Raw genomic sequence first — 25,578 nt, forward strand, 5'->3', positions numbered from 1 at the left:
TGCTCGCGAAGGGGGCGACGCGGTCTTCAGACCTGGCCTTGAGCCCCTTCAAACCACGCCAGCTTCTCGCGCAACTGCACCACTTCCCCAACAATCACCAGGGTCGGCGCATGCACTTCGTGCTCGGCCACCAGCCGTGGCAAGTCCGCCAAAGTGCCGGTAAAGACCCGTTGGTTGGACGTCGTGCCCTGCTGGATCAACGCCGCTGGCGTATCCGCCGCACGGCCATGCTTGATCAGCTCGCTGCAGATCATCGGCAGGCCGACCAAGCCCATGTAGAACACCAGCGTCTGCGCCGGCGACACCAGGTCGGCCCATGGCAAGTCGCTGGTGCCGTCCTTGAGATGGCCGGTGATGAAACGCACCGATTGGGCGTAGTCGCGATGGGTCAGCGGGATCCCGGCGTAGGCCGCGCAACCACTGGCCGCGGTGATGCCCGGGACGACCTGGAACGGGATGCCATGGGCCGCCAGTTCTTCGATCTCCTCGCCACCGCGCCCGAAGATGAACGGATCACCACCCTTCAACCGCACCACGCGCTTGCCCTGGCGGGCCAGGTCCACCAATTGCTGGTTGATCTGGTCCTGGGGCACGGCGTGTTCGGAACGGCGCTTACCGACGTAGATGCGCTCGGCGTCGCGCCGGCACAGCTCCAGGATCGCCGGCGCCACCAGGCGGTCGTACAGCACCACGTCCGCCTGCTGCATCAAGCGCAAGGCGCGGAAGGTCAACAGGTCCGGATCGCCCGGCCCGGCCCCCACCAGATAAACTTCGCCCGGCGCGTTCGGCGCCTGGCCATCGATTTTTTCCCGCAGCAGACGCTCGGCTTCAGCGCCCTGCCCGGCCAGTTGCCGGTCGGCGATAGGGCCCTGGAACACGTCTTCCCAGAACGCCCGTCGTTGCTGCACATCGGGAAACAAGCCTTTGACCTGGCTGCGAAAACGCGCCGCCAGCCCGGCCAGTTGCCCGTAGGTCGACGGAATCCAGGTTTCCAGCTTGGCCCGGATCAGCCGCGCCAGCACCGGCGCGTCGCCGCCGCTGGACACCGCGATCACCAAGGGTGAACGGTCGACAATCGCTGGGAAGATCACGCTGCACAGGGCCGGCGCGTCCACCACGTTGACCGGCACGCAACGCTTATGCGCATCGGCCGAGACCTGGGCATTGAGCGGTTCGTCGTCGGTGGCGGCGATGACCAAACCACAGCCGTCCAGGTCAGCCTCGACGTAACCACGCAGAATGCATTCACCGCCGCTGCCACTGACCAGTTCCCGCAACTGCGGTTCGATGTCGGGTGCGACCACCCGCAGCAACGCGCCGGCATCGGCCAGCAGGCGGGACTTGCGCAAGGCAATCTCCCCACCGCCGACCACCAGCACGCGGCTGCCGCGCAGGTTGTGGAACAGTGGCAAATAGTCCATTTAGCCGATGACCTCGATGCCGCCCATGTAGGGCTTCAACACTTCAGGCACACGGATCGAACCGTCAGCCTGCTGGTAGTTTTCCAGCACGGCCACCAGGGTACGACCCACCGCCAGGCCGGAGCCATTGAGGGTGTGGACCAGTTCCGGCTTGCCGGTTTCCGGATTGCGGAAACGCGCCTGCATGCGGCGGGCCTGGAAGTCGCCGCAGTTGGAGCACGAGGAAATCTCGCGGTACTTGTCCTGGCTCGGGATCCAGACTTCCAGGTCGTAGGTCTTGACCGCACTGAAGCCCATGTCACCGGTGCACAGCGCCAGGGTGCGATACGGCAGTTCCAGCAGTTGCAGGACCTTCTCGGCATTGGCGGTCAGGCTTTCCAGCGCTTCCATGGACTTCGAAGGCTCGACGATCTGCACCATCTCGACCTTGTCGAACTGATGCTGGCGGATCATGCCACGGGTGTCACGGCCCGACGCCCCGGCTTCACTGCGGAAGCACGGCGTGTGGGCGACGAACTTGATCGGCAGTTGCTTGGCGTCGACGATTTCGCCGGCCACGATGTTGGTCAGCGACACTTCGGCCGTCGGGATCAGGTACAGGTCGGCCTCGCCTTCACGGCTGATCTTGAACAGGTCTTCCTCGAACTTCGGCAACTGGCCGGTGCCTTGCAGCGCCGGGGCCTGGACCAGGTACGGCGTGTAGGCTTCTTCGTAGCCGTGCTCGGTGACGTGCAGGTTGATCATGAACTGCGCCAGGGCGCGGTGCAGACGGGCAATCGGCCCGCGCAGCAAGGCAAAACGGGCGCCCGACAGCTTGGCGGCGGTTTCGAAGTCGAGCCAGCCGAATTTCTCGCCCAGGGCCACGTGGTCCTGCACCGGGAAATCGAAGGCTTTCGGCGCGCCCCAACGGCGCACTTCGACGTTGCCCTCTTCGTCTTCACCGACCGGCACCGATTCGTGAGGCAGGTTCGGGATGCCCAGCAGGATCGAATCCAGCTCGGTCTGGATCGCGTCCAGCTCGACCTTGCCCGCGCTCAATTCGCCCGCCATGCGCTCGACATCGGCCATCAACGGCGCGATGTCTTCACCGCGCTGCTTGGCCTGGCCGATGGACTTGGAGCGCGCGTTACGTTCAGCCTGCAGGGCTTCGGTGCGGGTCTGGACGGTCTTGCGCTGTTCTTCCAGCGCTTCGATGCGCGCGACGTCCAGGGCAAAGCCACGGGAAGCCAGGCGGTCCGCTACGTCCTGGAGGTTGCTACGTAACAGTTTGGAATCGAGCATGTCGGTCTCTCGTTATCAAAGTTTGGTCAAGGACAGGCCAGCCCACGTGGCGAGCAGCCCGCCGAATACGCTGATGGCCGCATAGCCCAAGGCCAGCGGCACCTGCCCGCTTTCCAGCAGGCGCACCGTATCCAGTGAAAAGGATGAAAAAGTCGTCAGGCCGCCGAGAAAGCCAACCATCAGCCCGGCACGCACCTCGATGGGCACTTCCGGGCGAATCAAAAACAGACCGTAAAGAACGCCGATCAGCAGACAGCCCACGATATTAACGGCCAGCGTCGCGGTATAGAAGTGCCGGGGCCAATTTGCGTTGATCCAGTTGCCCGTGGCGAAACGCAACAATGTGCCGGCGACGCCGCCAGCAGAAACTGCCAATATCAAGGGGATCACGGTTTTCTCCGCTGCCGTGGGCTCAGGCGATCTAGCTGCGCCAGGTGGTTGAGCTTCTCGCCGATCTTCAGTTCGAGGCCCCGAGGCACTGGCTGGTAGAAGCGCTGGGGTTCGAGCTCATCGGGAAAATAGTCTTCGCCGGCAGCATAAGCGTCCGGCTCGTCATGGGCATACCGGTATTCTTCGCCATAACCCAACTGCTTCATGAGCTTGGTCGGCGCGTTGCGCAGGTGCAGCGGCACCTCGAGGGAACCGTGCTCGGTAGCGCTGCGCATCGCCGCCTTGAAGCCCATGTACACGGCGTTGCTCTTCGGCGCGCAGGCCAGATAAGTGATCGCCTGGGCCACGGCAAGCTCGCCTTCCGGGCTGCCAAGGCGCTCCTGCACGTCCCAGGCCGCCAGGCACAGGCTCAGGGCCCGCGGGTCGGCATTGCCGATGTCTTCGCTGGCCATGCGCACCACGCGCCGCGCCAGGTACAGCGGATCGCAGCCGCCGTCGATCATGCGTGCAAACCAGTACAAGGCTGCGTCGGGGTTGGAACCGCGTATGGATTTGTGCAGCGCCGAAATCTGGTCGTAGAACGCTTCGCCACCCTTGTCGAAGCGCCGACGGGTATCACCCAGCAGGCTTTGCAGCAGCTCGACGCCAATCTCGCTGTCGTCTTCGGCCAGGTCCGAGGCGTTTTCCAACAGGTTGAGCAGGCGCCGGCCGTCGCCATCGGCGGCTGAAAACAGGATCTGGAAGCCTTCATCGCTAAGGCTCAAATGCCGCTTGCCCAGGCCGCGCTCCTCGGTCAGCGCGCGATGCACCAGCTTGCGCATCGCCGCCTCATCGAGGCTCTTGAGCACATAGACCCGCGCCCGCGACAGCAAAGCGTTGTTGAGTTCGAACGAGGGGTTTTCGGTGGTCGCGCCGATGAAAATCAGCGTGCCGTCTTCTACGTAGGGCAGGAACGCGTCCTGCTGGGACTTGTTGAAGCGGTGCACTTCGTCGACGAACAGGATCGTGCGCTTGCCGTATTGCCCGGCCTGCTGCTTGGCCACTTCCACCGCCTGGCGGATCTCCTTGACCCCGGCCAGTACCGCCGACACCGTTTCGAAGTGGGCATCCGAGACTTCCGCCAGCAGTCGCGCCAGGGTGGTCTTGCCCACGCCCGGCGGGCCCCAGAAGATCATCGAGTGCAACGCACCCTGCTCCAAGGCCTCGCGCAGAGGCTTGCCGCGGGCGAGCACATGTTCCTGGCCGACGTACTCATCCAGGTTGGTCGCGCGCAGGCGGGCGGCCAATGGCTGGGCAATCGGGGCGATTCGAAACAGGTCCATCACTACTTATGCAACCTCCACTGAATCCTGGTGCCGATTCTCTCTGCAGAAGCAGATCTATGGGAGCAGACCTGTGGGAGCAAGGCTTGCCCGCGATACAGACACCTCGGTGTATCTGGTAGACCGAGGTGATGCAATCGCGGGCAAGCCTTGCTCCCACAGACCAATTTCCACAGACCAATTTCCACAGACCATTCCTACAGGTCATTTCCCACAGGAGCTTTGGGTTTATTCCTGGATCACGTCCGCACCCTTGGGGATGTCGAACTTGAACTTGGACGCGGCGATCGGCTCGTTGGCCTTGACCCCGGTGAACAGGATATTGGTGCGCTGGCCGACACTGTCGATCAGTTGCATGTCGTTGACCAGGCCGTTGCGGAACGACAGGCGCAGGCTGTCGAACAGGCTGTCCTTGGTCTTGGGCTTGAGGGTGAAGTCAATCACGCCACCGGCCTCCTTGGAGGTGATCTCGAAGCTCTGGCTGATCTCGGAAATGTCACCGGAGAGCAGCAGCGCCGGCGTCTGGGTCAGGCGCTGGTCGAGGGTCTTGATGGTGACCTGTTCCAGGTCCGGGTCCCACAGGGAAACTTTCTTGCCGTCGGAGACCATCAGTTGCTCGGCTGGCGCATCGGTGTGCCAGTAGAACAGGCCTGGACGCTGCAGGGCCATGTCGCCAGCGGTTTCCTGCAACTGGGTACCACTGCCATCGAGGGTCAACTGGGAGAAACGCGCCGTCAGGGTCTGGGAGCCTCCCAGCAATTGGGTCAGGCGAGCCACGTCCTTTTCGCCGGCGTGGGCCGACAAAGTAGACAAGGCCAGTACGGGCAACAGCAACATGCGAATCAGGCGCATGGGAGTCCTCATGAAGTCGTGGGGGTTCGAGCGGCGTGTCAGTTGGCCGCCCGGGTCGTTAGTCGCGCATCGGGCCCGGCGCCAGCACTTCACGCGAGCCGTTGGTGTTCATGGCCGTCACCACCCCAGCCATTTCCATGGCTTCGATCATGCGGGCGGCGCGGTTGTAGCCAATCTTCAGCTTGCGCTGGACAGCAGAAATCGAGGCCCGGCGGCTCTCCAGGACGAACTGCACCGCTTCGTCGTAGAGTGCATCGGTTTCAGCATCGTCGTCACCGCCGCCACTGCTACCCTCGAAACCGCTGCCGGCTTCTTCGACACCGTTGAGGATGTCGTCGTTGTATTCAGGAGCGCCACGCAGTTTCCAGGCCTCCACCACGCGGTGCACTTCGTCGTCGGAGACGAACGCGCCATGCACCCGAATCGGCAGGCTGGTGCCCGGTGGCATGTAGAGCATGTCACCGTGGCCAAGCAGTTGCTCGGCGCCGCCCTGGTCGATGATGGTCCGCGAGTCGATCTTGCTCGACACCTGGAACGCCATGCGGGTCGGGATGTTGGCCTTGATCAGGCCGGTGATCACGTCCACCGACGGCCGCTGTGTGGCGAGGATCAGGTGGATACCGGCCGCACGGGCCTTCTGGGCGATACGGGCGATCAGCTCTTCGACCTTCTTGCCGACGATCATCATCATGTCGGCGAATTCGTCCACCACCACCACGATGGTCGGCAGCTTGTGCAGCAGCGGCGCTTCGTCGTGAATGCTTTCGCGGTGATACAAGGGGTCAGTCAACGGCGTACCGGCTTCTTCGGCTTCCTTGACCTTGGCGTTGAAGCCCGACAGGTTGCGCACGCCCATCTTCGCCATCAGCTTGTAGCGGCGTTCCATCTCGGCGACGCTCCAGCGCAAGGCGTTGGCGGCGTCCTTCATGTCGGTGACCACCGGGCACAGCAGGTGTGGAATGCCCTCGTAGATGGACAGTTCGAGCATTTTCGGGTCGATCATGATCAGCTTGGCGTCTTCCGGGCCGGACTTGAACAGAATCGACAGGATCATCGCGTTCACACCCACCGACTTACCGGAACCGGTGGTACCGGCAACCAGCAGGTGGGGCATTTTCGCCAGGTCAGTGATGACCGGCTTGCCACCGATGTCGTGGCCCAGGGCCAGGGTGACCGGCGACTTGTGGTTGTCGTACTCAGGCGTCGACAGCACTTCGGAGAAGCGCACGATCTGCCGGTCTTCGTTGGGAATCTCGATGCCCACGGTGGTCTTGCCGGGAATCACTTCCACCACCCGCACGCTGGTCACGGCCAGGGAACGCGCCAGGTCCTTCGCGAGGTTGGAGATGCGGCTGACCTTCACGCCAGCGGCCGGCTGGATTTCGTAGCGGGTGATGACCGGGCCCGGGTGGATCGAGTCCACCGAGACCTCGACCCCGAACTCCTTGAGCTTGATCTCCAGCAAATGGCCGACGGCCGCCAGGGATTCGGGCGAATAGTTGAGCTGTTTCTTCTCGGCCGGGTCCAGGATCGAAATCGGCGGCAAGGTGCCTTCCACCGCGCTGTCGACGAACAGCGGCGCCTGTTTCTCTTTCTGGACGCGCTTGCTTTGCTCGGGCGGCTTGGCCGGGGCCATGGTGATGACCGGCGGCACCTGTTTCTCGCGATCGGACATGTGCTTGCTCAGCGCCTGCTCACGCTCGATCAGGCGCTCCTTGACCTTGGCCTGCTCGCGCTTGTCCGGCGTTGTCGGGGCCACCACGTCGTGGACGCGGTCGTCGACTTCACGCAGTTGCGCCACCAGTTGCTTGCGCTCGTTGCGCGCCGCCCACCAGCGGTTCATGGCGCCCTGGATCAGTTCGATCAGGTCGAGGGTGATCTTGCCGGTGACGTCCATGACCTTGAACCAGGACAGGTCGGTGAATACCGTCAGGCCGAACAGGAACAGGGCGATGAACAGCAGCGTGCTGCCCTGGATGTTCAGGGCGTTCCGGGCCAGGTCGCCGAGGCTTTCACCTAGCGCACCGCCCGCCCCGGCCGGCAAGCCGGTGGGCGCATGGAAATGGATATGGGCCAGCGCGGCGCCCGACAACACCAGGAACACCAGGCCGATCAGGCGCCAGGAGAACAACCAGCCGCTCCACTGCCACGGCTCGTGGCGCTGGCGGAAGATCTGGTAGGCCTTGATCGCCAGCAGCAGCGGGAAGATGTAGGCGAAATAGCCCAGCACCATGAACAGGATGTCGGCGCTGTAGGAACCGGCCGGACCGCCGAAATTCTGCACGTCGTCGATCTTGCTGTTATGGCTCCAGCCCGGATCGTCCTTGCCGTAGGTCAGCAGGGCCATCATCAGGAACAGGCACAGGGCACCGATGGCGATCAACGCACCTTCCTTGAGCCGGTAGTGCAATTGCTGGCGCCAGAGCGGAACGACTGGTTTGGGTGCTGCGGTGGATTTCTTCAAAACGCTTCTTTTCCTGCGCCAACGGCGCGTCCATCTGTTGAATGACTATAAAAAACTGCCCATGACGAGCAGGTAAAAAAGTGAATGTGCACAACCGGTACTACTTTTACCACTGTGAGGTGCATCCAGAAAACCGCAGGTGTTGCCGAAGATTTTGATCTTTAGCCCATCCTGCGTTCAAAACTCAAGCATTGTACGGGTTTGTCCGCGCCAAGGCATTGCCTGACAGCATAGCCGGATACAGGGTGTACACGCGCCAATTGGACCATGCATTCTCTTTTGTGACAAAGGCTTATGAGGTGTTTTTTATGAGCGAAGTGAAGCATTCACGCCTGATCATTCTCGGTTCCGGCCCTGCGGGGTACAGCGCGGCCGTCTATGCTGCCCGCGCCAACCTCAAACCCGTTGTCATTACCGGCCTGCAGGCCGGTGGCCAGCTCACCACCACGGTGGAAGTCGATAACTGGCCCGGCGATGTCGAAGGCCTGACGGGCCCGGTACTGATGGAACGCATGCAACGGCACGCCGAGCGCTTCGACACGCAGATCGTCTACGACCATGTCCACACCGCCAAGTTGCAACAGCGCCCATTCGAATTGATCGGCGACAGCGGCACCTACACCTGCGATGCACTGATCATTGCCACCGGCGCCTCGGCCCAATACCTGGGGCTGCCCTCGGAAGAAAGCTTCGCCGGCAAAGGGGTTTCCGCGTGTGCGACCTGCGATGGCTTTTTCTATCGCAACCAGGTGGTGGCCGTGGTCGGCGGCGGCAATACCGCGGTCGAGGAAGCCCTGTACCTGTCGAACATCGCCAGGGAAGTGCACCTGATCCACCGTCGCGACAAGCTGCGTTCAGAGAAGATCCTGCAGGACAAACTCTTCGAAAAGGCCGCCAGCGGCAATATCAAGTTGCACTGGAACCAGAACCTGGATGAAGTCCTGGGCGACGCCAGCGGCGTGACTGGCGCGCGCCTGCGCCACAGCGAGACCGGCGAAACCAGCACCCTGTCCCTGGCCGGCGTGTTCATTGCCATCGGCCATAAACCCAATACCGAGCTGTTCCAGGGCCAATTGAAGATGCGTGACGGCTACCTGATCGTGCGCGGCGGCAGCGAAGGCAACGCCACCGCGACCGATATCGAAGGCGTGTTCGCCGCCGGCGATGTGGCCGACCACGTCTATCGCCAGGCGATTACCTCCGCCGGCGCCGGCTGCATGGCCGCACTCGACGCAGAGAAGTATCTCGATGACATCCCGGCCGTTTGACGGTTAACCTTCCAGGCGGGCGTTCGCCGATGGACGAGGCCCGCCACCTGCCGCCCTCCCCTTCTACTAAACCGGATACCCATGCTGACCTGGTTACAACGCAACACCTTCGAGTTCCCGCCACTGGCAAAAGCCATGCGCGATCCCAACGGGTTATTGGCCGCCGGTGGCGATCTATCCGCCGACAGGCTGATCCAGGCCTATCGCCACGGCTGCTTCCCCTGGTTTTCCGAGGGGCAGCCGATCCTCTGGTGGTCGCCGGACCCGCGCACGGTGCTGTTTCCCGACGAACTGCACATCTCCCGCAGCCTGGGCAAACTGCTGCGCAAGCAGCGCTATAAAGTAACGTTCGATCGGGATTTTGCGGCGGTTATCCAGGCCTGCGCCGCGCCGCGGGACTATGCCGAGGGCACCTGGATCACCGACGCCATGCAAACCGCTTATCTGGAACTGCACCGACGCGGTTTCGCCCATTCGGTGGAAGTGTGGGACCAAGGGGCGTTGGTGGGCGGCCTGTATGGCTTGGCCATGGGCCAGCTGTTTTTTGGCGAGTCCATGTTCAGCCGGGCCGACAATGCGTCGAAATTCGGCTTCGCGAGGCTGGTCCAACACCTCAAGGTCGCCGGTTTCGTGCTGATCGACTGCCAGATGCCCACCGAACACCTGCACAGCCTGGGCGCACGGTCGATCCCACGCAGTGAGTTTGCGGGTTATCTAAAGGCGCATCTGGACCAACCCAACCATGCGACATGGGTTTGCTGAGCGACATTCGCGCTCCTGGCTTACAATTAAATTCAAAGCTTATCCCGAGGGTCGATCATGACCGAGTTGGCGCGTTTGAAGTTCTATGCCACTCAGCCCCACTCTTGCAGTTACCTGCCGGAGGAACAGGCCACGACGCTGTTCCTCGACCCTAGCCAGCCCATGGATGTGCATGTCTACGCAGACCTGTCGGAAATGGGCTTTCGTCGTAGCGGCGATCACCTCTACCGGCCCCATTGCCAGCACTGCAACGCCTGCGTCCCGGCGCGCATCCCCGTGGCGCAATTTTTGCCCAATCGTCAGCAAAAACGCATTTTCAAGCGCAACGCCGACCTGCAGGTCCGCCCGGCCAAGCCGCAGTTCACCGAAGAATATTTCGACCTGTACCAGCGCTACATCGAACAACGCCATGCCGATGGCGACATGTACCCGCCCAGTCGGGATCAGTTCTCGACCTTCCTGGTGCGTGACCTGCCGTTTTCTCGCTTCTACGAGTTTCGACTGGACGGACGCCTGGTCGCCATCGCCGTCACGGACCTGCTGCCCAATGGGCTTTCAGCGGTGTACACCTTCTACGAGCCGGACGAAGAGCGGCGCAGCCTGGGGCGCTTTGCCATCCTCTGGCAAATCAACGAAGCCCGGCGCCTGGGACTGGAAGCGGTGTACCTGGGCTACTGGATCAAGAACTGCAAGAAAATGAACTACAAGACCCAATATCGCCCCATTGAACTGCTGATTAACCAGCGGTGGGTTGTCCTGAGTTAAACCCCTTCGGCTTAAAAGCTAGAACCCCTTGGCTTGAACCCCCTTTTTCGGGCACAATGCACGCCGCTTTTGCCTGGCGCAGTTGCACCGGGCCATTCACTGGATACCGAGGGCTTTACTGCATGTCGAAAGAAGACAGCTTCGAAATGGAAGGCACTGTCGTCGACACCCTGCCCAACACCATGTTTCGTGTGGAGTTGGAAAATGGGCACGTCGTAACCGCGCATATCTCCGGCAAGATGCGCAAGAACTACATTCGTATTCTTACCGGTGACAAAGTGCGCGTCGAGCTGACGCCCTATGACTTGAGCAAAGGGCGCATCACTTACCGCGCTCGCTAACAAGTCAATACAAAACGCCCGGCTGATGCCGGGCGTTTTTGTTTGTGGGAGCCAAGCTTGCTCACGATAGCGGCGGGTCAGCTTGCATCAATGTCGAATGTGCCGCAGCCATCGCGAGCAAGCTCGGCTCCCACAGGGGATTGGCGGCGAAACTCATCTTGTGTCTTGCCCCAGACAAACTGTGGGAGCGGGCTTGCTCGCGATAGCGGTGGGTCAGCTTGCATCGATGCCGAATGTGCCGCCGCCATCGCGAGCAAGCTCGGCTCCCACAGGGGATTGGCGGTGAAACTCATCTTATGCCTTGCCCCAGACAAACTGTGGGAGCGAGCCTGCTCGCGATAGCGGTGGCCCAGCCTGCATCGATGCCGAATGTGCCGCCGCCATCGCGAGCAAGCTCGGCTCCCACAGGGGATTGGCGGTGAAACTCATCTTGTGCCTAGCCCCAGACAAACTGTGGGAGCGAGCCTGCTCGCGATAGCGGTGGGTCAGCGCGCATCGATGCCGAATGTGCCGCCGCCATCGCGAGCTTGCTCGGCTCCCACAGGGGGTTGGCGGTGAAACTCATCTTATGCCTTGCCCCAGACAAACTGTGGGAGCGAGCCTGCTCGCGATAGCGGTGGGTCAGCGCGCATCGATGCCGAATGTGCCGCCGCCATCGCGAGCAAGCTCGGCTCCCACAGGGATTGGCGGTGAAACTCATCTTGTGCCTAGCCCCAGACAAACTGTGGGAGCGAGCCTGCTCGCGATAGCGGTGGGTCAGCTTGCATCGATGCCGAATGTGCCGCCGCCATCGCGAGCAAGCTCGGCTCCCACAGGGGATTGGCGGTGAAACTCATCTTGTGCCTAGCCCCAGACAAACTGTGGGAGCGAGCCTGCTCGCGATAGCGGTGGGTCAGCTTGCATCGATGCCGAATGTGCCGCCGCCATCGCGAGCAAGCTCGGCTCCCACAGGGGGGTGGTATGGGGCTGGATAGCAAAAAGGCGCCTTTCGGCGCCTTTTGCTGTGTTGCAACGAACGGTCAGGCCATTTCGGCCGTGGTTTCGAAGTCGAAGGTCAGTTCGCCGTCCTTGATGTCGATGTGCACCACACCGCCATGCTCGGCCAGTTCGCCAAAGAGGATTTCCTCGGCCAGCGGACGCTTGATCTTGTCCTGGATCAAGCGAGCCATCGGCCGCGCCCCCATCGTCACATCGTAACCACCTTCTGCCAGCCAACTGCGGGCCGCATCGGTGACTTCCAGCAATACACGCTTGTCTTCGAGCTGCGCCTGAAGTTCGGTAAGGAACTTGTCCACCACGCTCTTGATGACTTCATGACTGAGGCGACCAAACTGGATAATGGTGTCCAGGCGGTTGCGGAATTCAGGCGTGAAGCTCTTCTTGATCACTTCCATCGCATCGGACGAGTGGTCCTGATGGGTGAAACCGATCGAAGCGCGAGCTGCGGTTTCGGCACCAGCGTTCGTGGTCATGATGACGATCACGTTGCGGAAGTCCGCCTTGCGCCCGTTGTTATCGGTGAGCGTACCGTGGTCCATGACCTGCAGGAGCAGGTTGAAGACTTCCGGATGCGCCTTCTCGATCTCGTCGAGAAGCAATACGCAGTGCGGTTGCTTGGTGATGGCTTCGGTCAGCAGGCCGCCCTGGTCGAAACCGACATAGCCTGGAGGCGCACCGATCAGACGCGATACGGTGTGGCGCTCCATGTACTCGGACATGTCGAAGCGAACCAGCTCGATACCCATTGCCTTGGCCAGTTGCCGCGCGGCCTCGGTCTTGCCGACACCGGTAGGACCGGCGAACAGGAACGAACCCACAGGCTTGTCCGGCGACTTGAGACCGGCGCGGGACAGCTTGATGGCGGTCGACAGCGAGTCGATGGCCGCATCCTGGCCGAACACCGTCAGCTTCAGGTCACGCTCCAGGTTACGCAGCAACTCCTTGTCGGAACTGGTGACGTGTTTAGGCGGAATCCGCGCGATTTTCGCCACGATGTCCTCGACCTGAGGGACTTCGATGCGCTTGACGCGTTTCTCCACCGGCTGCAGGCGCTGGTAGGCACCCGCCTCGTCGATGACGTCGATGGCCTTGTCCGGCATGTGCCGGTCGTTGATGTAACGCGAAGCCAGCTCAGCCGCCGCGCGCAGGGCTTCATCGCTGTACTCGATGTTGTGGTGCAGCTCGAAACGCCCTTTCAGGCCGCGCAGGATGCCAATGGTGTCTTCCACCGAAGGCTCCGACACATCGACCTTCTGGAAACGCCGGGCCAAGGCACGGTCTTTCTCGAAGATCCCGCGGAATTCCTGGAACGTGGTCGAGCCGATGCAACGGATATCACCCGACGACAGCAACGGCTTGAGCAGGTTCGACGCATCCATGACCCCACCCGACGCTGCACCGGCACCAATAATGGTGTGGATTTCGTCGATGAACAGGATCGCTTGCGGACGTTTTTTCAACTCGCCGAGCAACGCCTTGAAGCGTTTCTCGAAATCGCCGCGGTACTTGGTACCGGCCAGCAAGGCACCCAGGTCGAGGGAATACACCACGCTGTTGGCCAGCAGGTCCGGCACCTGGTTGTCGACGATGCGCTTGGCCAGGCCTTCGGCGATTGCGGTCTTGCCCACACCCGCCTCGCCCACCAGCAATGGGTTGTTCTTGCGACGCCGAGCCAGGATCTGGGCAACACGCTCGACTTCCGCTTCGCGCCCGACCAGCGGGTCAATGCGCCCCTGGCGTGCCAGTTCGTTCAGGTTGCTGGCATAGGCATCCAATGGGTTGCCTGAAGAAGAAGACTCACCGCCCTCGTCGTCCTGCATATCCTGCTCACCCTCGGAATGATCGCCATGCCCCGGCACCTTGGAGATGCCATGGGCGATGTAGTTGACGACATCGATACGCGCAACGCTCTGCTGCTTGAGCAGGAACACCGCCTGGCTTTCCTGCTCGCTGAAGATGGCAACCAGCACGTTGGCGCCGGTGACTTCACGTTTGCCCGAGCTCTGTACATGGAAGACAGCACGCTGCAGGACACGCTGGAAGCCCAGGGTTGGCTGGGTTTCGCGATCCTCGTCATGCACGGGGATCAGTGGCGTGGTGGAGTCGATGAACTCCTGCAGATCATGCTTGAGTTTGTCGAGGTTCGCGCCGCAGGCACGCAAAACGGTGGCGGCAGCCTCGTTATCCAATAGGGCCAGCAGCAGGTGTTCGACGGTCATGAATTCATGACGCTTCGAACGAGCCTCCTTGAAGGCAAGATTGAGGGTGACTTCGAGCTCGCGGTTTAACATAGCTTCACCTCATACCCAAGTGGTCGGCGTTAACCGTCCTTCTCGATTTCACAGAGTAGCGGATGCTGGCTTTCCCGGGCGTACTGGTTGACCTGCATGGCCTTAGTCTCGGCGATGTCGCGGGTAAACACTCCACATACTGCCCGTCCCTCTGTATGGACGGCCAGCATGACCTTGGTCGCCAGCTCCCGATTCAGGTTAAAAAACACCTCGAGCACTTCGACGACGAAATCCATCGGTGTGTAGTCATCGTTGAACAAAACCACCTTGTACATCGGTGGCGCCTGTAATGCGGGCTTTGCTTCCTGAACAGCAATGCCTGCGGAATCGTCGTCGTGTAGATCCGGGCGATCCTGATTGAATGTTAGTCGAATCTGGCTGACTGCATGCATGGAAAGAAAGGTTCGTTTAGTTGGCGAATACAGTGATGGGGGCGCTTGTGGGTGATTTCAACCACGACCACCCGGCCACCTTGACTATCGGCAAAACGGTGTTACAACCAATAGAGCCCATCGTGGGTTAAAAAGGTCCGTGGAATCTATCCTTACTTCAAGATTAGCCTGCGGATGGACTGGATGATACTCCAGTGATGGAGTGCGTTGCAGAGGGAAATGGCTTATGTCGGTCGTCAAGATGAATGGCAAGGTGAAATGGTTCAACAATGCCAAGGGCTACGGTTTCATTATCGCGGCCGGCAGGGACGATGAAGACCTTTTCGCCCATTACTCGGCCATCAACATGGAAGGCTATAAAACCCTGAAGGCCGGACAGCCTGTGACGTTCGACGTCATCCAGGGACCCAAGGGCCTGCACGCGGTCAACATCAGGCTTGTCACCGCCGAAGATGTGCCCGCCCCTGTCAATGTCAGGGTCACCGAGACCCATTGACCGGCCGCCGCACCGGACAAATGAAAATGCCCGACTCGATCACTCGAGCCGGGCATTCGCGCTGAGCGCCGATTCGCTTACATGTGCGAGATCAGGGCATCACCGAAGCCCGAGGACGACACCAGCTTGGCGCCCTCCATCAGACGTTCGAAGTCATAGGTCACAGTCTTGGCCGAAATCGCGCCGTTGGTGCCTTTGATGATCAGGTCGGCCGCTTCGGTCCAACCCATGTGACGCAGCATCATTTCCGCCGACAGGATCAGCGAGCCCGGGTTGACCTGGTCCTTGCCGGCATACTTGGGCGCGGTACCGTGAGTGGCTTCGAACATTGCCACGGTGTCGGACAGGTTGGCGCCCGGCGCAATACCGATACCGCCCACTTCCGCCGCCAGGGCGTCGGACAGGTAGTCACCGTTCAGGTTCAGGGTGGCGATCACGTCATATTCAGCCGGACGCAGCAGGATCTGCTGCAACATCGCATCGGCGATGGCGTCCTTGACGACGACATTCTTGCCGGTCTTCGGGTTCTTGAACTGCATCCACGGCCCGCCGTCGAGCAGGGTCGCGCCGAACTCCTCGGCTGCCACTTCGTAGGCCCATTCCTTGAAGGCACCTTCGGTGAACTTCATGATGTTGCCTTTATGCACGATGGTCAGCGAATCGCGGTCGTTGTCGACAACATATTGCAAGGCCTTGCGAGCCAAGCGCTGGGTGCCCTGCTTGGAAACCGGCTTGACGCCGATGCCGCAATCCTCGTCGAAACGGATCTTGGTCACGCCCATTTCTTCTTTCAGGAACTTGATGACCTTGGTGGCTTCGGCCGAACCGGCCTTCCACTCGATGCCAGCGTAGATGTCCTCGGAGTTCTCGCGAAAGATCGTCATGTCCACGTCGCCAGGCTTCTTGACCGGGCTTGGCACGCCTTCGAACCAGCGCACCGGACGCAGGCACACGTACAGGTCGAGCTGCTGGCGCAGGGCCACGTTCAACGAACGGATACCACCGCCCACCGGCGTGGTCAGTGGGCCCTTGATGGAAACCACGTAATCCTTGACCGCGTCCAGGGTTTCCTGGGGCAGCCAGGTGTCCTGATCGTAGACTTGAGTCGCTTTCTCACCGGCATAGACTTCCATCCAGGAAATCTTGCGCTTGCCGCCATAGGCCTTCTGAACCGCAGCGTCCACAACCTTGATCATGACCGGACTGATATCGACGCCAATGCCGTCGCCTTCGATGAAGGGGATGATCGGGTTGTCGGGAACATTAAGAGAATGGTCTGCATTGACGGTGATTTTGTCACCGACGGCTGGAACCTGAATCTTTTGATACCCCATGCTGAACTCCATTGCTTGGATTGAACATCTGGCTGCGTTCGAGCGTACCCCACTTGAATCGGCGCGCAAACCCTACGTTAGGCTCATCCGGGGTAAAGCGTTGCAGTTCGCGGTGTACAACCCTGAAAACCAAGGGAAAAGCGCCAAACATGAGCATAGTCCGCGCCTTGGGTACTGCGACGTTTAGACCAATGGACGTGTACGGAAGTCTATGAACCATCGGCAGATTGCCAGCTACCTATGTATAATGCCGCCGCTGACCACAGGGTCACACTGGCTGAGCGCTCTATCACAGGACTTTCCGTCAGTTTAAAAGCCGGACCGTTACCGCGGCCCAACCGCTTGACGCTCGACTGATGCACCCAACATCACCGCGAAGAAACCTCGACATTCGGTTCACGGATGACTTTGAACGAACGCGCTTACCCGGCGCCCCTCGAGTTTCTGCGCATGCTTTAGCAAAGAAGAGAGTTAATCCGAATATGCCCACCCGCTCGAAGATCATCTATACCTTCACCGACGAAGCGCCCGCCCTCGCCACCTATTCGCTGCTGCCGATCGTCGAAGCCTTTACCGCTTCGGCCGATATCGCCGTGGAAACCCGCGATATCTCCCTCGCAGGGCGCATCCTGGCCAGCTTCCCCGAGCAACTGGGTGACAAAGCCGTAGCCGACCACCTCGCCGAACTGGGCGACCTGGCCGTTACGCCTGAAGCCAACATCATCAAGCTGCCGAACATCAGCGCCTCGGTGCCGCAACTGCAGGCCGCGATCAAGGAATTGCAGGCCCAGGGCTACGCACTGCCGGACTACCCGGAAACCGTGAGCAGCGACGCCGAGAAAGACGCCCGCGCCCGCTACGACAAGATCAAGGGCAGCGCCGTGAACCCGGTCCTGCGCGAAGGCAACTCCGATCGTCGCGCGCCGCTGTCGGTCAAGAACTACGCCCGCAAGCACCCGCACAAAATGGGCGCCTGGGCAGCCGACTCCAAGTCCCATGTAGCCCACATGAGCACCGGCGATTTCTACGGCAGCGAAAAAGCCGCCCTGATCGACGCCGCCGGCAGCGTGAAAATCGAGCTGATCGCCCAGGACGGCACTGCCACTGTCCTGAAGGAAAAAACCACCGTACAAGCCGGTGAGATCCTCGACTGCGCCGTGATGAGCAAAAACGCCCTGCGTGACTTCATCGCCGCTGAAATCGAAGACGCCAAGCAAAAAGGCGTCCTGCTGTCGGTTCACCTCAAGGCCACCATGATGAAGGTCTCCGACCCGATCATGTTCGGCCAGATCGTTGCCGAGTTCTATAAAGACGCCCTGGCCAAGCACGCACAAGTGCTGGAGCAGATCGGCTTCAACCTGAACAACGGCATCGGCGACCTGTACGCCCGCATCAAGGCCCTGCCGGCCGAGCAGCAGGCGCAGATCGAAGCCGACATCCAGGCGGTCTACGCAGCGCGCCCATCCCTGGCGATGGTCAACTCCGACAAAGGCATCACCAACCTGCACGTGCCGAGCGACGTCATCGTCGACGCCTCGATGCCAGCCATGATCCGTGACTCCGGCAAGATGTGGGGCACCGACGGCCAGCTGCACGACACCAAGGCCGTGATCCCGGATCGCTGCTACGCCACCATCTACCAGGCGGTGATCGAAGACTGCAAGCAACACGGCGCCTTCGACCCAACCACCATGGGCAGCGTGCCGAACGTTGGCCTGATGGCCAAGAAAGCCGAAGAGTACGGCTCCCACGACAAGACCTTCCAGATCAAGGTCGACGGCGTGGTCCGTGTTTCGGACAGCAACGGCCGCACCCTGCTGGAGCAGAGCGTCGAAGCTGGCGACATCTTCCGCATGTGCCAGACCAAAGACGCGCCGATCCAGGACTGGGTCAAACTGGCCGTCAACCGCGCCCGCGCCAGCAGCACCCCGGCGATCTTCTGGCTGGACCCGATGCGCGCCCATGACGGCGTCGTGATCGAGAAAGTCCAGACTTACCTGAAGGACTACGACACTGCCGGCCTGGACATCCGCATCATGTCGCCGGTCGACGCGATGAAGTTCACCCTGGCCCGCACCCGCGAAGGCAAGGACACCATCTCGGTGACCGGCAACGTACTGCGCGACTACCTGACCGACCTGTTCCCGATCATGGAACTGGGCACCAGCGCCAAAATGCTGTCGATCGTGCCGCTGATGAACGGCGGTGGCCTGTTCGAAACCGGCGCTGGCGGCTCGGCCCCCAAGCACGTGCAGCAGTTGCTGGAAGAAAACTTCCTGCGCTGGGATTCCCTGGGCGAGTTCCTGGCCCTGGCCGCATCCCTCGAGCACCTGGGCGTGACCTACAACAACCCGAAAGCACTGGTGCTGGCCAAGACCCTGGACCAGGCTACCGGTGAGTTCCTGGACCGCAACAAATCGCCTTCGCGCAAGGTCGGCGGCATCGACAACCGCGGCAGCCACTTCTACCTGACCCTGTTCTGGGCCCAGGCACTGGCCGCCCAGGACGACGACGCAGCCCTCAAGGCCCAGTTCGCTTCCCTGGCCAAGACATTGACCGACAACGAAGAAAAAATCGTTGCCGAGCTCAATGCCGTCCAAGGCAAGCCCGTGGACATCGGCGGCTACTACTTCGCCAACCCGGAGCTGACCAGCAAGGCCATGCGCCCGAGCAACACCTTCAACGCGGCGATTGCTGCGCTGGTGTAAGGTTGTAGGCAGTACCACGAACCCCGGCCTCGTGCCGGGGTTTGTGTTTCTGGCATTTGGAACCCACCCCTGTGGGAGCGAGCTTGCTCGCGATTGCAATTCATCATTCAATTCAAATATTGACTGACACACCGCTATCGCGAGCAAGCTCGCTCCCACAGTTGGATTGAAGTACAACCGGCAGAAACAGGCCGGCCGTTAGGCCGCCTCGCGAGCAAGCTTTGCTCCCACAGATCTGACGGGTGTACGACCGGGAGAACCAGGTCGGCTGTTAGGCTGCCTCGCGAGCAAGCTTTGCTCCCACAGATCTGATGGGTGTACGACCGGGAGAACCAGGTCGGCTGTTAGGCTGCCTCGCGAGCAAGCTTTGCTCCCACAGATCTGATGGGTGTACGACCGGGAGAACCAGGTCGGCTACTAGGCCGCCTCGCGGTGGACGTTGATCTGGGGCGCCCCGTTAACCACGCTGGCCGAACGCAGGCATTGTGCAGTGGGCATCCCGGCATGGATGCCGGGATAGCCGCGCTGGGCCATGGATGGCCCTTCGCGGCGGGCCCACGGAACAATGCCGGAGTGAGGGCATGCCGAGCCTAGGCGAGGCACCGAGTGGTGGGGCAGAGCGTTTTTGGTTACTTTTGGCGCTCTTTCCAAAAGTGACCCGCCGTCAGGGCGGAACCCTAAGCGGCCGTTACTACAAAAACGGATATGCACTCGATCCCCCCCAATCTGAGCAATGAAGGAACCTTATGAACTGGCACCCCCACATCACCGTCGCCACCATCGTCGAAGACAACGGCCGCTTCCTGATGGTGGAAGAATCCAAGGCCGGACGCGCAGTACTCAACCAGCCCGCCGGCCACCTGGATCCCAACGAAACCCTCATCGAAGCCGCCGTACGCGAAACCCTCGAAGAAACCGGCTGGGACGTCGAACCCACCAGCGTCACCGGCATCTACCTCTACACCGCCCCGAGCAACGGCGTGACCTACCAGCGAGTCTGTTTCGCCGCCAAGGCCTTGAAACACCACCCCGAGTACCAACTGGACGACGGCATCCTCGGCGCCAAATGGCTCACCCGCGACGAACTGCTCGAACAGCGCGAACACTGGCGCAGCGAGCTGATCATCCGTTGCATCGACGATTATCTGGCCGGCCATCGCCATAGCCTGGAGCTTATCCGTCCTTCTCTTTAGCCTTGCGCGCCCGGGCCTGATAGAATCGCGTCCTTTTTCAAGACACTCATTGAATTCCTATGCGTGATCCAGCCTCTTCGAACACTCCCAAGCAACGCGTCATTGTCGGCATGTCCGGCGGCGTGGACTCTTCCGTTTCCGCCCTACTGCTGATCGAGCAGGGTTATGAGGTGGAAGGCCTGTTCATGAAGAACTGGGAAGAAGACGACGGCACCGAATACTGCACCGCCATGGACGACCTGGCGGACGCCCAGGCCGTGTGCGACAAGATCGGCATCAAGCTGCACACCGCCAACTTCGCCGCCGAGTACTGGGACAACGTGTTCGAGCACTTCCTGGCCGAATACAAGGCCGGCCGCACGCCGAACCCGGACATCCTCTGCAACCGCGAAATCAAGTTCAAGGCGTTCCTCGACTACGCCATGATGCTCGGCGCCGACCTGATCGCCACCGGCCACTACGTGCGCCGCCGCGACATCGACGGCCGCACCGAACTGCTCAAGGGCCTGGACCCGAACAAGGACCAGAGCTACTTCCTGCACGCCGTCGGCGGCGAGCAGATCGCCAAGACCCTGTTCCCGGTAGGTGAACTGGAAAAGCCCGAAGTGCGTGCGATCGCCGAAAAACACCAGCTCGCCACCGCCAAGAAAAAAGACTCCACCGGGATCTGCTTTATTGGTGAGCGCCGTTTCAGCGACTTCCTCAAGCAATACCTGCCGGCCCAGCCGGGCGAGATCAAGACCACCGAAGGCGAAGTCATCGGCCGCCACCATGGCCTGATGTACCACACCATCGGCCAGCGCCAGGGCCTGGGCATCGGCGGCCTGAAAGACGCCGGGGAAGAGCCGTGGTACGTGCTGGTCAAGGACCTGGAGCACAACGAGCTGATCGTCGGCCAGGGCAACGACCACCCATGGTTGTTTTCCCGCGCCCTGCTCGCCTCCGACATCTATTGGGTCAACCCGATCGACCTCAGCGAACCACGTCGCCTGACGGCCAAGGTTCGCTACCGCCAGAGCGACCAGCCCTGCACCCTGGAAAAAACCGCCACGGGCTACCGCGCCACCTTCGATGACCCGCAGCGGGCAGTCACGCCCGGCCAGTCCGTGGTGTTCTATGACGGCGAAATATGCCTGGGCGGCGGCGTGATCGAAGTCGCGGAACCCTGGAGCAGCAAGGCATGAGCCCCATCCAGGAACAACTGACGGCATTGGGCGGTGTGTTTCTCGCCGCCGTGCTGGTGGACAGGATCGCCAAGACCGGCCAGGCCACCGAAGCGGGCGTGGCCTGCATGCTCGGCAGCCTGCTGGTTCGCGACCCCAAGGACACCCTGGAAGTCTACGGCGGCGACGACTTGAACCTGCGCGAAGGCTATCGTGCGCTGATCGGCGCCCTGGAGCGCGATCCCAGCGCCCTGCAACGCGAACCGCTGCGCTACGCCCTGTCGATGCTGGGCCTTGAGCGTCAACTGGCCAAGCGTGACGACCTGCTGGAAACCATCGGCAAACGCTTGCCGCAAATCCAGTCCCAGGTGGAGCACTTCGGCCCGTCCCACGAAAACGTCGTCGCGGCCTGCGGCGCGCTGTACCAGGACACCCTGAGCACCTTGCGCCAGCGCATCCAGGTGCACGGCGACATGCGCAACCTGCAGCAACCGAGCAACGCCTCGAAGATCCGCGCCCTGTTGCTGGCCGGGATTCGTTCGGCACGGCTGTGGCGGCAGTTGGGCGGCCATCGCTGGCAACTGGTGATCAGCCGGCGCAAATTGCTGAAAGAGCTTTACCCGTTGATGCGCAACGAATAAGTCGCCTCGACCGTTTTTTTGTAGCAAGGGAGCTTGCCCCCACTGGGCCTGTAGGAGCTGTCGAGCGAAGCGAGGCTGCGATCTTTTGATCTTTTGATCCTTCACTTGAGATTCAAGCGTCTGGGGAAAGATCGCAGCCTCGTTGCACTCGACAGCTCCTACACAGCTCCTACAGGCCCAGCGGGAGCAAGCTCCCTCGCCACAGGTATTAAAAGTTTTATCTCGTTACGCGTAATACGCCGGTCAGTTGGCGACGGACCGGCGATTGTTTTCATGTATGATACGCGCCCCATTTCGTTGCCCGACTGTCCGAGAACACCCCATGCAGCTCTCTTCGCTCACTGCGGTTTCCCCTGTTGACGGCCGCTACGCCGGCAAAACCCAGGCCCTGCGCCCGATTTTCAGCGAGTACGGCCTGATCCGTGCCCGCGTCCTGGTTGAAGTGCGCTGGCTCCAGCGCTTGGCCGCCCACCCTGCCATCCCTGAAGTCCCGGCGTTCTCCGCCGAAGCCAACGCGGTGCTCAACACCCTGGCGGACAACTTCGCGCTGGAGCACGCCGAGCGCGTCAAAGAGATCGAGCGCACCACCAACCACGACGTCAAGGCCATCGAGTACCTGCTCAAGGAGCAGGCGGCCAAGCTGCCGGAACTGGCCAATGTCAGCGAGTTCATCCACTTCGCCTGCACCAGCGAGGACATCAACAACCTGTCCCACGCCCTGATGCTGCGCGAAGGCCGCGATGAGGTGATGCTGCCACTGATGCGCCAGACCGCCCAGGCCATCCGCGAGCTGGCGATTCGCTTCGCCGACGTGCCGATGCTGTCGCGCACCCACGGTCAACCGGCTTCGCCGACCACCCTGGGCAAGGAGCTGGCGAACGTGGTCTACCGCCTGGAGCGCCAGATCGCCCAAGTGGCCGCCGTGCCGCTGCTGGGCAAGATCAACGGCGCCGTGGGCAACTACAACGCCCACCTGTCGGCCTACCCGGACATCGACTGGGAAGCCAACGCCCGCGCCTTCATCGAAGACGAGCTGGGCCTGAGCTTCAACCCCTACACCACCCAGATCGAACCGCATGACTACATCGCCGAGCTGTTCGATGCGATCGCGCGCTTCAACACCATCCTGATCGACTTCGACCGTGACATCTGGGGCTACATTTCCCTGGGTTACTTCAAGCAGCGCACCATCGCTGGCGAAATCGGCTCCTCGACCATGCCGCACAAGGTCAACCCGATCGACTTCGAAAACTCCGAAGGCAACCTGGGCATCGCCAACGCGCTGTTCCAGCACCTGGCGAGCAAACTGCCGATCTCCCGCTGGCAGCGCGACCTGACCGACTCCACCGTGCTGCGCAACCTGGGCGTGGGTTTTGCCCACAGCGTCATTGCCTACGAAGCCAGCCTCAAGGGCATCAGCAAGCTGGAACTGAACGAGCAGAAGATCGCCGCCGACCTGGACGCCTGCTGGGAAGTCCTGGCCGAGCCGATCCAGACCGTGATGCGTCGCTACAACATCGAAAACCCGTATGAAAAGCTGAAAGAACTGACCCGTGGCAAGGGCATCAGCCCTGAAGCGTTGCAGACTTTCATCGATGGCCTGGACATGCCTGCCGCGGCCCGCGCCGAGCTGAAAAAGCTCACGCCGGCCAGTTACATTGGCAACGCAGCGGCACAAGCCAAGCGCATCTGAGCCACGGCTTTACCTTTGAGACGCCCGGCCGCGCCGGGCGTTTTTATTCGCGTCTGAAAAGTATATTTTTTCAATAGGTTACACATGAATCCTGATATTCCTCTGCAACTCCTGGGCGGCATCACGGCACGGGAGTTCCTGCGTGACTACTGGCAGAAAAAGCCCCTGCTGATCCGTCAGGCGATTCCTGACTTCCAGAACCCGATCGATGCCGACGAACTGGCCGGCCTGGCCCTGGAAGAAGAAGTCGAATCGCGCCTGGTGATCGAGCACGGCGAGCGCCCCTGGGAATTGCGTCGCGGCCCGTTCGCCGAAGACGAATTCAGCAAGCTGCCAGAGCGCGAGTGGACCCTGCTGGTGCAGGCGGTCGATCAGTTCGTACCGGAAGTCAGCGAGCTGCTGGAGAACTTCCGCTTCCTGCCGAGCTGGCGCATCGACGATGTGATGATCAGCTTCGCCGCCCCGGGTGGCAGCGTGGGTCCGCATTTCGATAACTACGACGTGTTCCTGCTGCAGGGCCATGGCCAGCGCAACTGGAAAATCGGCCAGATGTGCGACTCCGAAAGCCCGCTGCTGCAGCACGCCGACCTGCGCATCCTCGCCGAATTCGAAGCCACCGACGAGTGGACCCTGGAACCGGGCGACATGCTCTACCTGCCGCCGCGCCTGGCCCACTGTGGCGTGGCCGTGGACGACTGCATGACCTACTCGGTGGGTTTCCGTGCGCCGAGCGCCGCTGAAGTCCTGACCCACTTCACCGACTTCCTCAGCCAGTTCCTGCCGGACGAAGAACGCTACACCGACGCCGACGCGCGCCCTGTAGCCGACCCGCACCAGATCCAGCAGGACGCCCTCGACCGCCTCAAGGGCTTGCTGGCCGAGCACATGAGCGACGAGCGCCTGCTGCTGACCTGGTTCGGCCAGTTCATGACCGAGCCGCGCTACCCGGAACTGGTGGTGGGCCCGGAACTGGAAGAAGACGACCTGCTGGCCAGCCTGGAACAAGGCGCCGTGATCATTCGCAACCCGAGCGCGCGCCTGGCCTGGTCGGAAGTCGATGACGACCTGCTGCTGTTCGCCAGCGGCCAGAGCCGTTACCTGCCGGGCAAGCTGCGCGAGTTGCTGAAAATGATCTGCGCCGCCGACGCCCTGCACATCGAGAACCTCGGTCCGTGGCTGGCCGACGAAGACGGTCGCGGCCTGGTCTGCGAGCTGGTCAAGCAAGGCAGCCTGGGGTTCGCCGATGAATAAAATTCACGTTCGTGTCGCAGACTGGCAAAAGGATAACGCCGAGATCCGGCGCATTCGTGAGACCGTGTTCATTGCCGAGCAGTCCGTTCCACCTGAGCTGGAATGGGATGCCGACGACCAGAGCGCGGTGCATTTTCTGGCGTTTGAAGGTGACTTTCCCATCGGCACCGCCCGCCTGTTGACCGACGGCCATATCGGCCGTGTCTCGGTCCTCAAGGACTGGCGCGGCCTGAAGGTGGGCGATGCGCTGATGCATGCCGTGATCGCCGAAGCCGAGAAACGTGGGCTCCAGCAACAGATGCTCAGCGCCCAGGTGCATGCCACGCCGTTCTATGAGCGGTTGGGGTTTGCGGTGGTCAGCGAGGAGTTCCTGGAAGCCGGGATTCCTCATGTGGACATGGTCCGTCATTCGGCCTGAACACCGCTGGAAGCAGCAACACAATACCCTGTGGCGAGGGGATTTATCCCCGCTGGGCTGCGTAGCAGCCCCCTTGATCAACCTGACACCGCAAGACATCAGCACCGTGTGGGGCCGCTTCGCGCCCCAGCGG

General features: G+C 61.5%; 21 protein-coding genes. 12 read left to right on the plus strand and 9 right to left on the minus strand.

Annotated elements, in window-relative coordinates; all coding sequences use genetic code 11:
• Positions 1 to 26 precede the first annotated feature (26 nt).
• The 6 genes from cysG to AD662_RS18255 all read right to left on the minus strand — a co-directional run bounded on the left by cysG (position 27) and on the right by AD662_RS18255 (position 7,730).
• The gene (cysG, locus tag AD662_RS18230) at positions 27 to 1,421 is read right to left on the minus strand and encodes a siroheme synthase CysG (RefSeq protein WP_053189328.1); all 1,395 of its coding nucleotides are present in this window, start codon (positions 1,419 to 1,421) and stop codon (positions 27 to 29) included.
• Positions 1,422 to 2,702, minus strand: coding sequence for a serine--tRNA ligase (gene serS / locus AD662_RS18235; protein WP_018608524.1), 1,281 nt, complete (start codon positions 2,700 to 2,702; stop codon positions 1,422 to 1,424). It abuts the gene before it with no gap.
• Between the two features lie 15 nt (positions 2,703 to 2,717).
• Entirely contained in the window at positions 2,718 to 3,092 is a 375-nt protein-coding gene (gene crcB, locus AD662_RS18240; protein ID WP_018608522.1) for a fluoride efflux transporter CrcB, read from the minus strand.
• Entirely contained in the window at positions 3,089 to 4,414 is a 1,326-nt protein-coding gene (locus tag AD662_RS18245) for a replication-associated recombination protein A (protein WP_018608521.1), read from the minus strand. The genes crcB and AD662_RS18245 overlap by 4 nt, the downstream gene beginning before the upstream one ends.
• Positions 4,415 to 4,642: 228 nt before the next feature.
• Positions 4,643 to 5,266 carry an outer membrane lipoprotein periplasmic chaperone LolA gene (gene lolA, locus AD662_RS18250; protein WP_003203330.1) on the minus strand — a complete coding sequence of 208 codons (624 nt, stop codon included), beginning with the start codon at positions 5,264 to 5,266 and terminating at the stop codon, positions 4,643 to 4,645.
• A 58-nt stretch (positions 5,267 to 5,324) separates the two neighbouring features.
• Positions 5,325 to 7,730, minus strand: coding sequence for a DNA translocase FtsK (locus AD662_RS18255; protein ID WP_018608518.1), 2,406 nt, complete (start codon positions 7,728 to 7,730; stop codon positions 5,325 to 5,327).
• 308 nt (positions 7,731 to 8,038) lie between these two features.
• Here AD662_RS18255 and trxB point away from each other — a divergent pair, with 308 nt between their 5' ends.
• The 4 genes from trxB to infA all read left to right on the plus strand — a co-directional run bounded on the left by trxB (position 8,039) and on the right by infA (position 10,866).
• Positions 8,039 to 8,998 (plus strand): thioredoxin-disulfide reductase, encoded by a 960-nt coding sequence (gene trxB / locus AD662_RS18260; protein WP_018608516.1) that lies wholly within the window; start codon positions 8,039 to 8,041, stop codon positions 8,996 to 8,998.
• Positions 8,999 to 9,079: 81 nt separating this feature from the next.
• Positions 9,080 to 9,760 carry a leucyl/phenylalanyl-tRNA--protein transferase gene (aat, locus tag AD662_RS18265; protein WP_018608514.1) on the plus strand — a complete coding sequence of 227 codons (681 nt, stop codon included), beginning with the start codon at positions 9,080 to 9,082 and terminating at the stop codon, positions 9,758 to 9,760.
• A 57-nt stretch (positions 9,761 to 9,817) separates the two neighbouring features.
• Complete coding sequence (locus AD662_RS18270) at positions 9,818 to 10,525, plus strand: arginyltransferase (protein ID WP_014337689.1); 708 nt, start codon at positions 9,818 to 9,820, stop codon at positions 10,523 to 10,525.
• A 122-nt stretch (positions 10,526 to 10,647) separates the two neighbouring features.
• Positions 10,648 to 10,866 carry a translation initiation factor IF-1 gene (infA, locus tag AD662_RS18275; protein WP_002553999.1) on the plus strand — a complete coding sequence of 73 codons (219 nt, stop codon included), beginning with the start codon at positions 10,648 to 10,650 and terminating at the stop codon, positions 10,864 to 10,866.
• 1,019 nt (positions 10,867 to 11,885) lie between these two features.
• On the opposite strand, the gene clpA is transcribed toward infA, so the two are convergent.
• The gene (clpA, locus tag AD662_RS18280) at positions 11,886 to 14,156 is read right to left on the minus strand and encodes an ATP-dependent Clp protease ATP-binding subunit ClpA (protein WP_024616766.1); all 2,271 of its coding nucleotides are present in this window, start codon (positions 14,154 to 14,156) and stop codon (positions 11,886 to 11,888) included.
• 29 nt (positions 14,157 to 14,185) lie between these two features.
• On the minus strand, positions 14,186 to 14,548 hold the full coding sequence (clpS, locus tag AD662_RS18285) for an ATP-dependent Clp protease adapter ClpS (protein ID WP_003180089.1): 363 nt from the start codon (positions 14,546 to 14,548) through the stop codon (positions 14,186 to 14,188).
• 226 nt (positions 14,549 to 14,774) lie between these two features.
• Here clpS and AD662_RS18290 point away from each other — a divergent pair, with 226 nt between their 5' ends.
• Positions 14,775 to 15,044: a cold shock domain-containing protein gene (locus AD662_RS18290; RefSeq protein ID WP_018609236.1), complete on the plus strand. Its 270-nt coding sequence runs from the start codon at positions 14,775 to 14,777 to the stop codon at positions 15,042 to 15,044.
• Positions 15,045 to 15,121: 77 nt separating this feature from the next.
• Here the strand turns inward: AD662_RS18290 and icd are convergent, their stop codons facing one another.
• Positions 15,122 to 16,378, minus strand: a complete 1,257-nt coding sequence (gene icd / locus AD662_RS18295) for an NADP-dependent isocitrate dehydrogenase (RefSeq protein WP_018609234.1) — start codon at positions 16,376 to 16,378, stop codon at positions 15,122 to 15,124.
• A gap of 482 nt (positions 16,379 to 16,860) precedes the next feature.
• Between icd and AD662_RS18305 the strand changes: the two genes are divergently transcribed.
• The 7 genes from AD662_RS18305 to AD662_RS18340 all read left to right on the plus strand — a co-directional run bounded on the left by AD662_RS18305 (position 16,861) and on the right by AD662_RS18340 (position 25,445).
• Positions 16,861 to 19,086 (plus strand): NADP-dependent isocitrate dehydrogenase, encoded by a 2,226-nt coding sequence (locus AD662_RS18305; RefSeq protein WP_018609229.1) that lies wholly within the window; start codon positions 16,861 to 16,863, stop codon positions 19,084 to 19,086.
• A 746-nt stretch (positions 19,087 to 19,832) separates the two neighbouring features.
• Positions 19,833 to 20,279, plus strand: coding sequence for an NUDIX hydrolase (locus tag AD662_RS18315; protein ID WP_018609225.1), 447 nt, complete (start codon positions 19,833 to 19,835; stop codon positions 20,277 to 20,279).
• A 59-nt stretch (positions 20,280 to 20,338) separates the two neighbouring features.
• Positions 20,339 to 21,463: a tRNA 2-thiouridine(34) synthase MnmA gene (gene mnmA / locus AD662_RS18320; RefSeq protein WP_018609223.1), complete on the plus strand. Its 1,125-nt coding sequence runs from the start codon at positions 20,339 to 20,341 to the stop codon at positions 21,461 to 21,463.
• On the plus strand, positions 21,460 to 22,083 hold the full coding sequence (hflD, locus tag AD662_RS18325) for a high frequency lysogenization protein HflD (protein WP_018609221.1): 624 nt from the start codon (positions 21,460 to 21,462) through the stop codon (positions 22,081 to 22,083). Before mnmA ends, hflD begins: the two co-directional genes overlap by 4 nt.
• Before the next feature lie 322 nt (positions 22,084 to 22,405).
• Positions 22,406 to 23,776 (plus strand): adenylosuccinate lyase, encoded by a 1,371-nt coding sequence (purB, locus tag AD662_RS18330; protein WP_053189330.1) that lies wholly within the window; start codon positions 22,406 to 22,408, stop codon positions 23,774 to 23,776.
• Positions 23,777 to 23,860: 84 nt separating this feature from the next.
• Positions 23,861 to 25,027, plus strand: coding sequence for a ribosomal protein uL16 3-hydroxylase (locus AD662_RS18335; protein ID WP_014337681.1), 1,167 nt, complete (start codon positions 23,861 to 23,863; stop codon positions 25,025 to 25,027).
• On the plus strand, positions 25,020 to 25,445 hold the full coding sequence (locus AD662_RS18340) for a GNAT family N-acetyltransferase (RefSeq protein WP_018609216.1): 426 nt from the start codon (positions 25,020 to 25,022) through the stop codon (positions 25,443 to 25,445). Before AD662_RS18335 ends, AD662_RS18340 begins: the two co-directional genes overlap by 8 nt.
• Positions 25,446 to 25,578: the final 133 nt, after the last annotated feature.

The organism is Pseudomonas kilonensis (assembly GCF_001269885.1).
GTDB classification, from domain to species: domain Bacteria; phylum Pseudomonadota; class Gammaproteobacteria; order Pseudomonadales; family Pseudomonadaceae; genus Aquipseudomonas; species Aquipseudomonas kilonensis.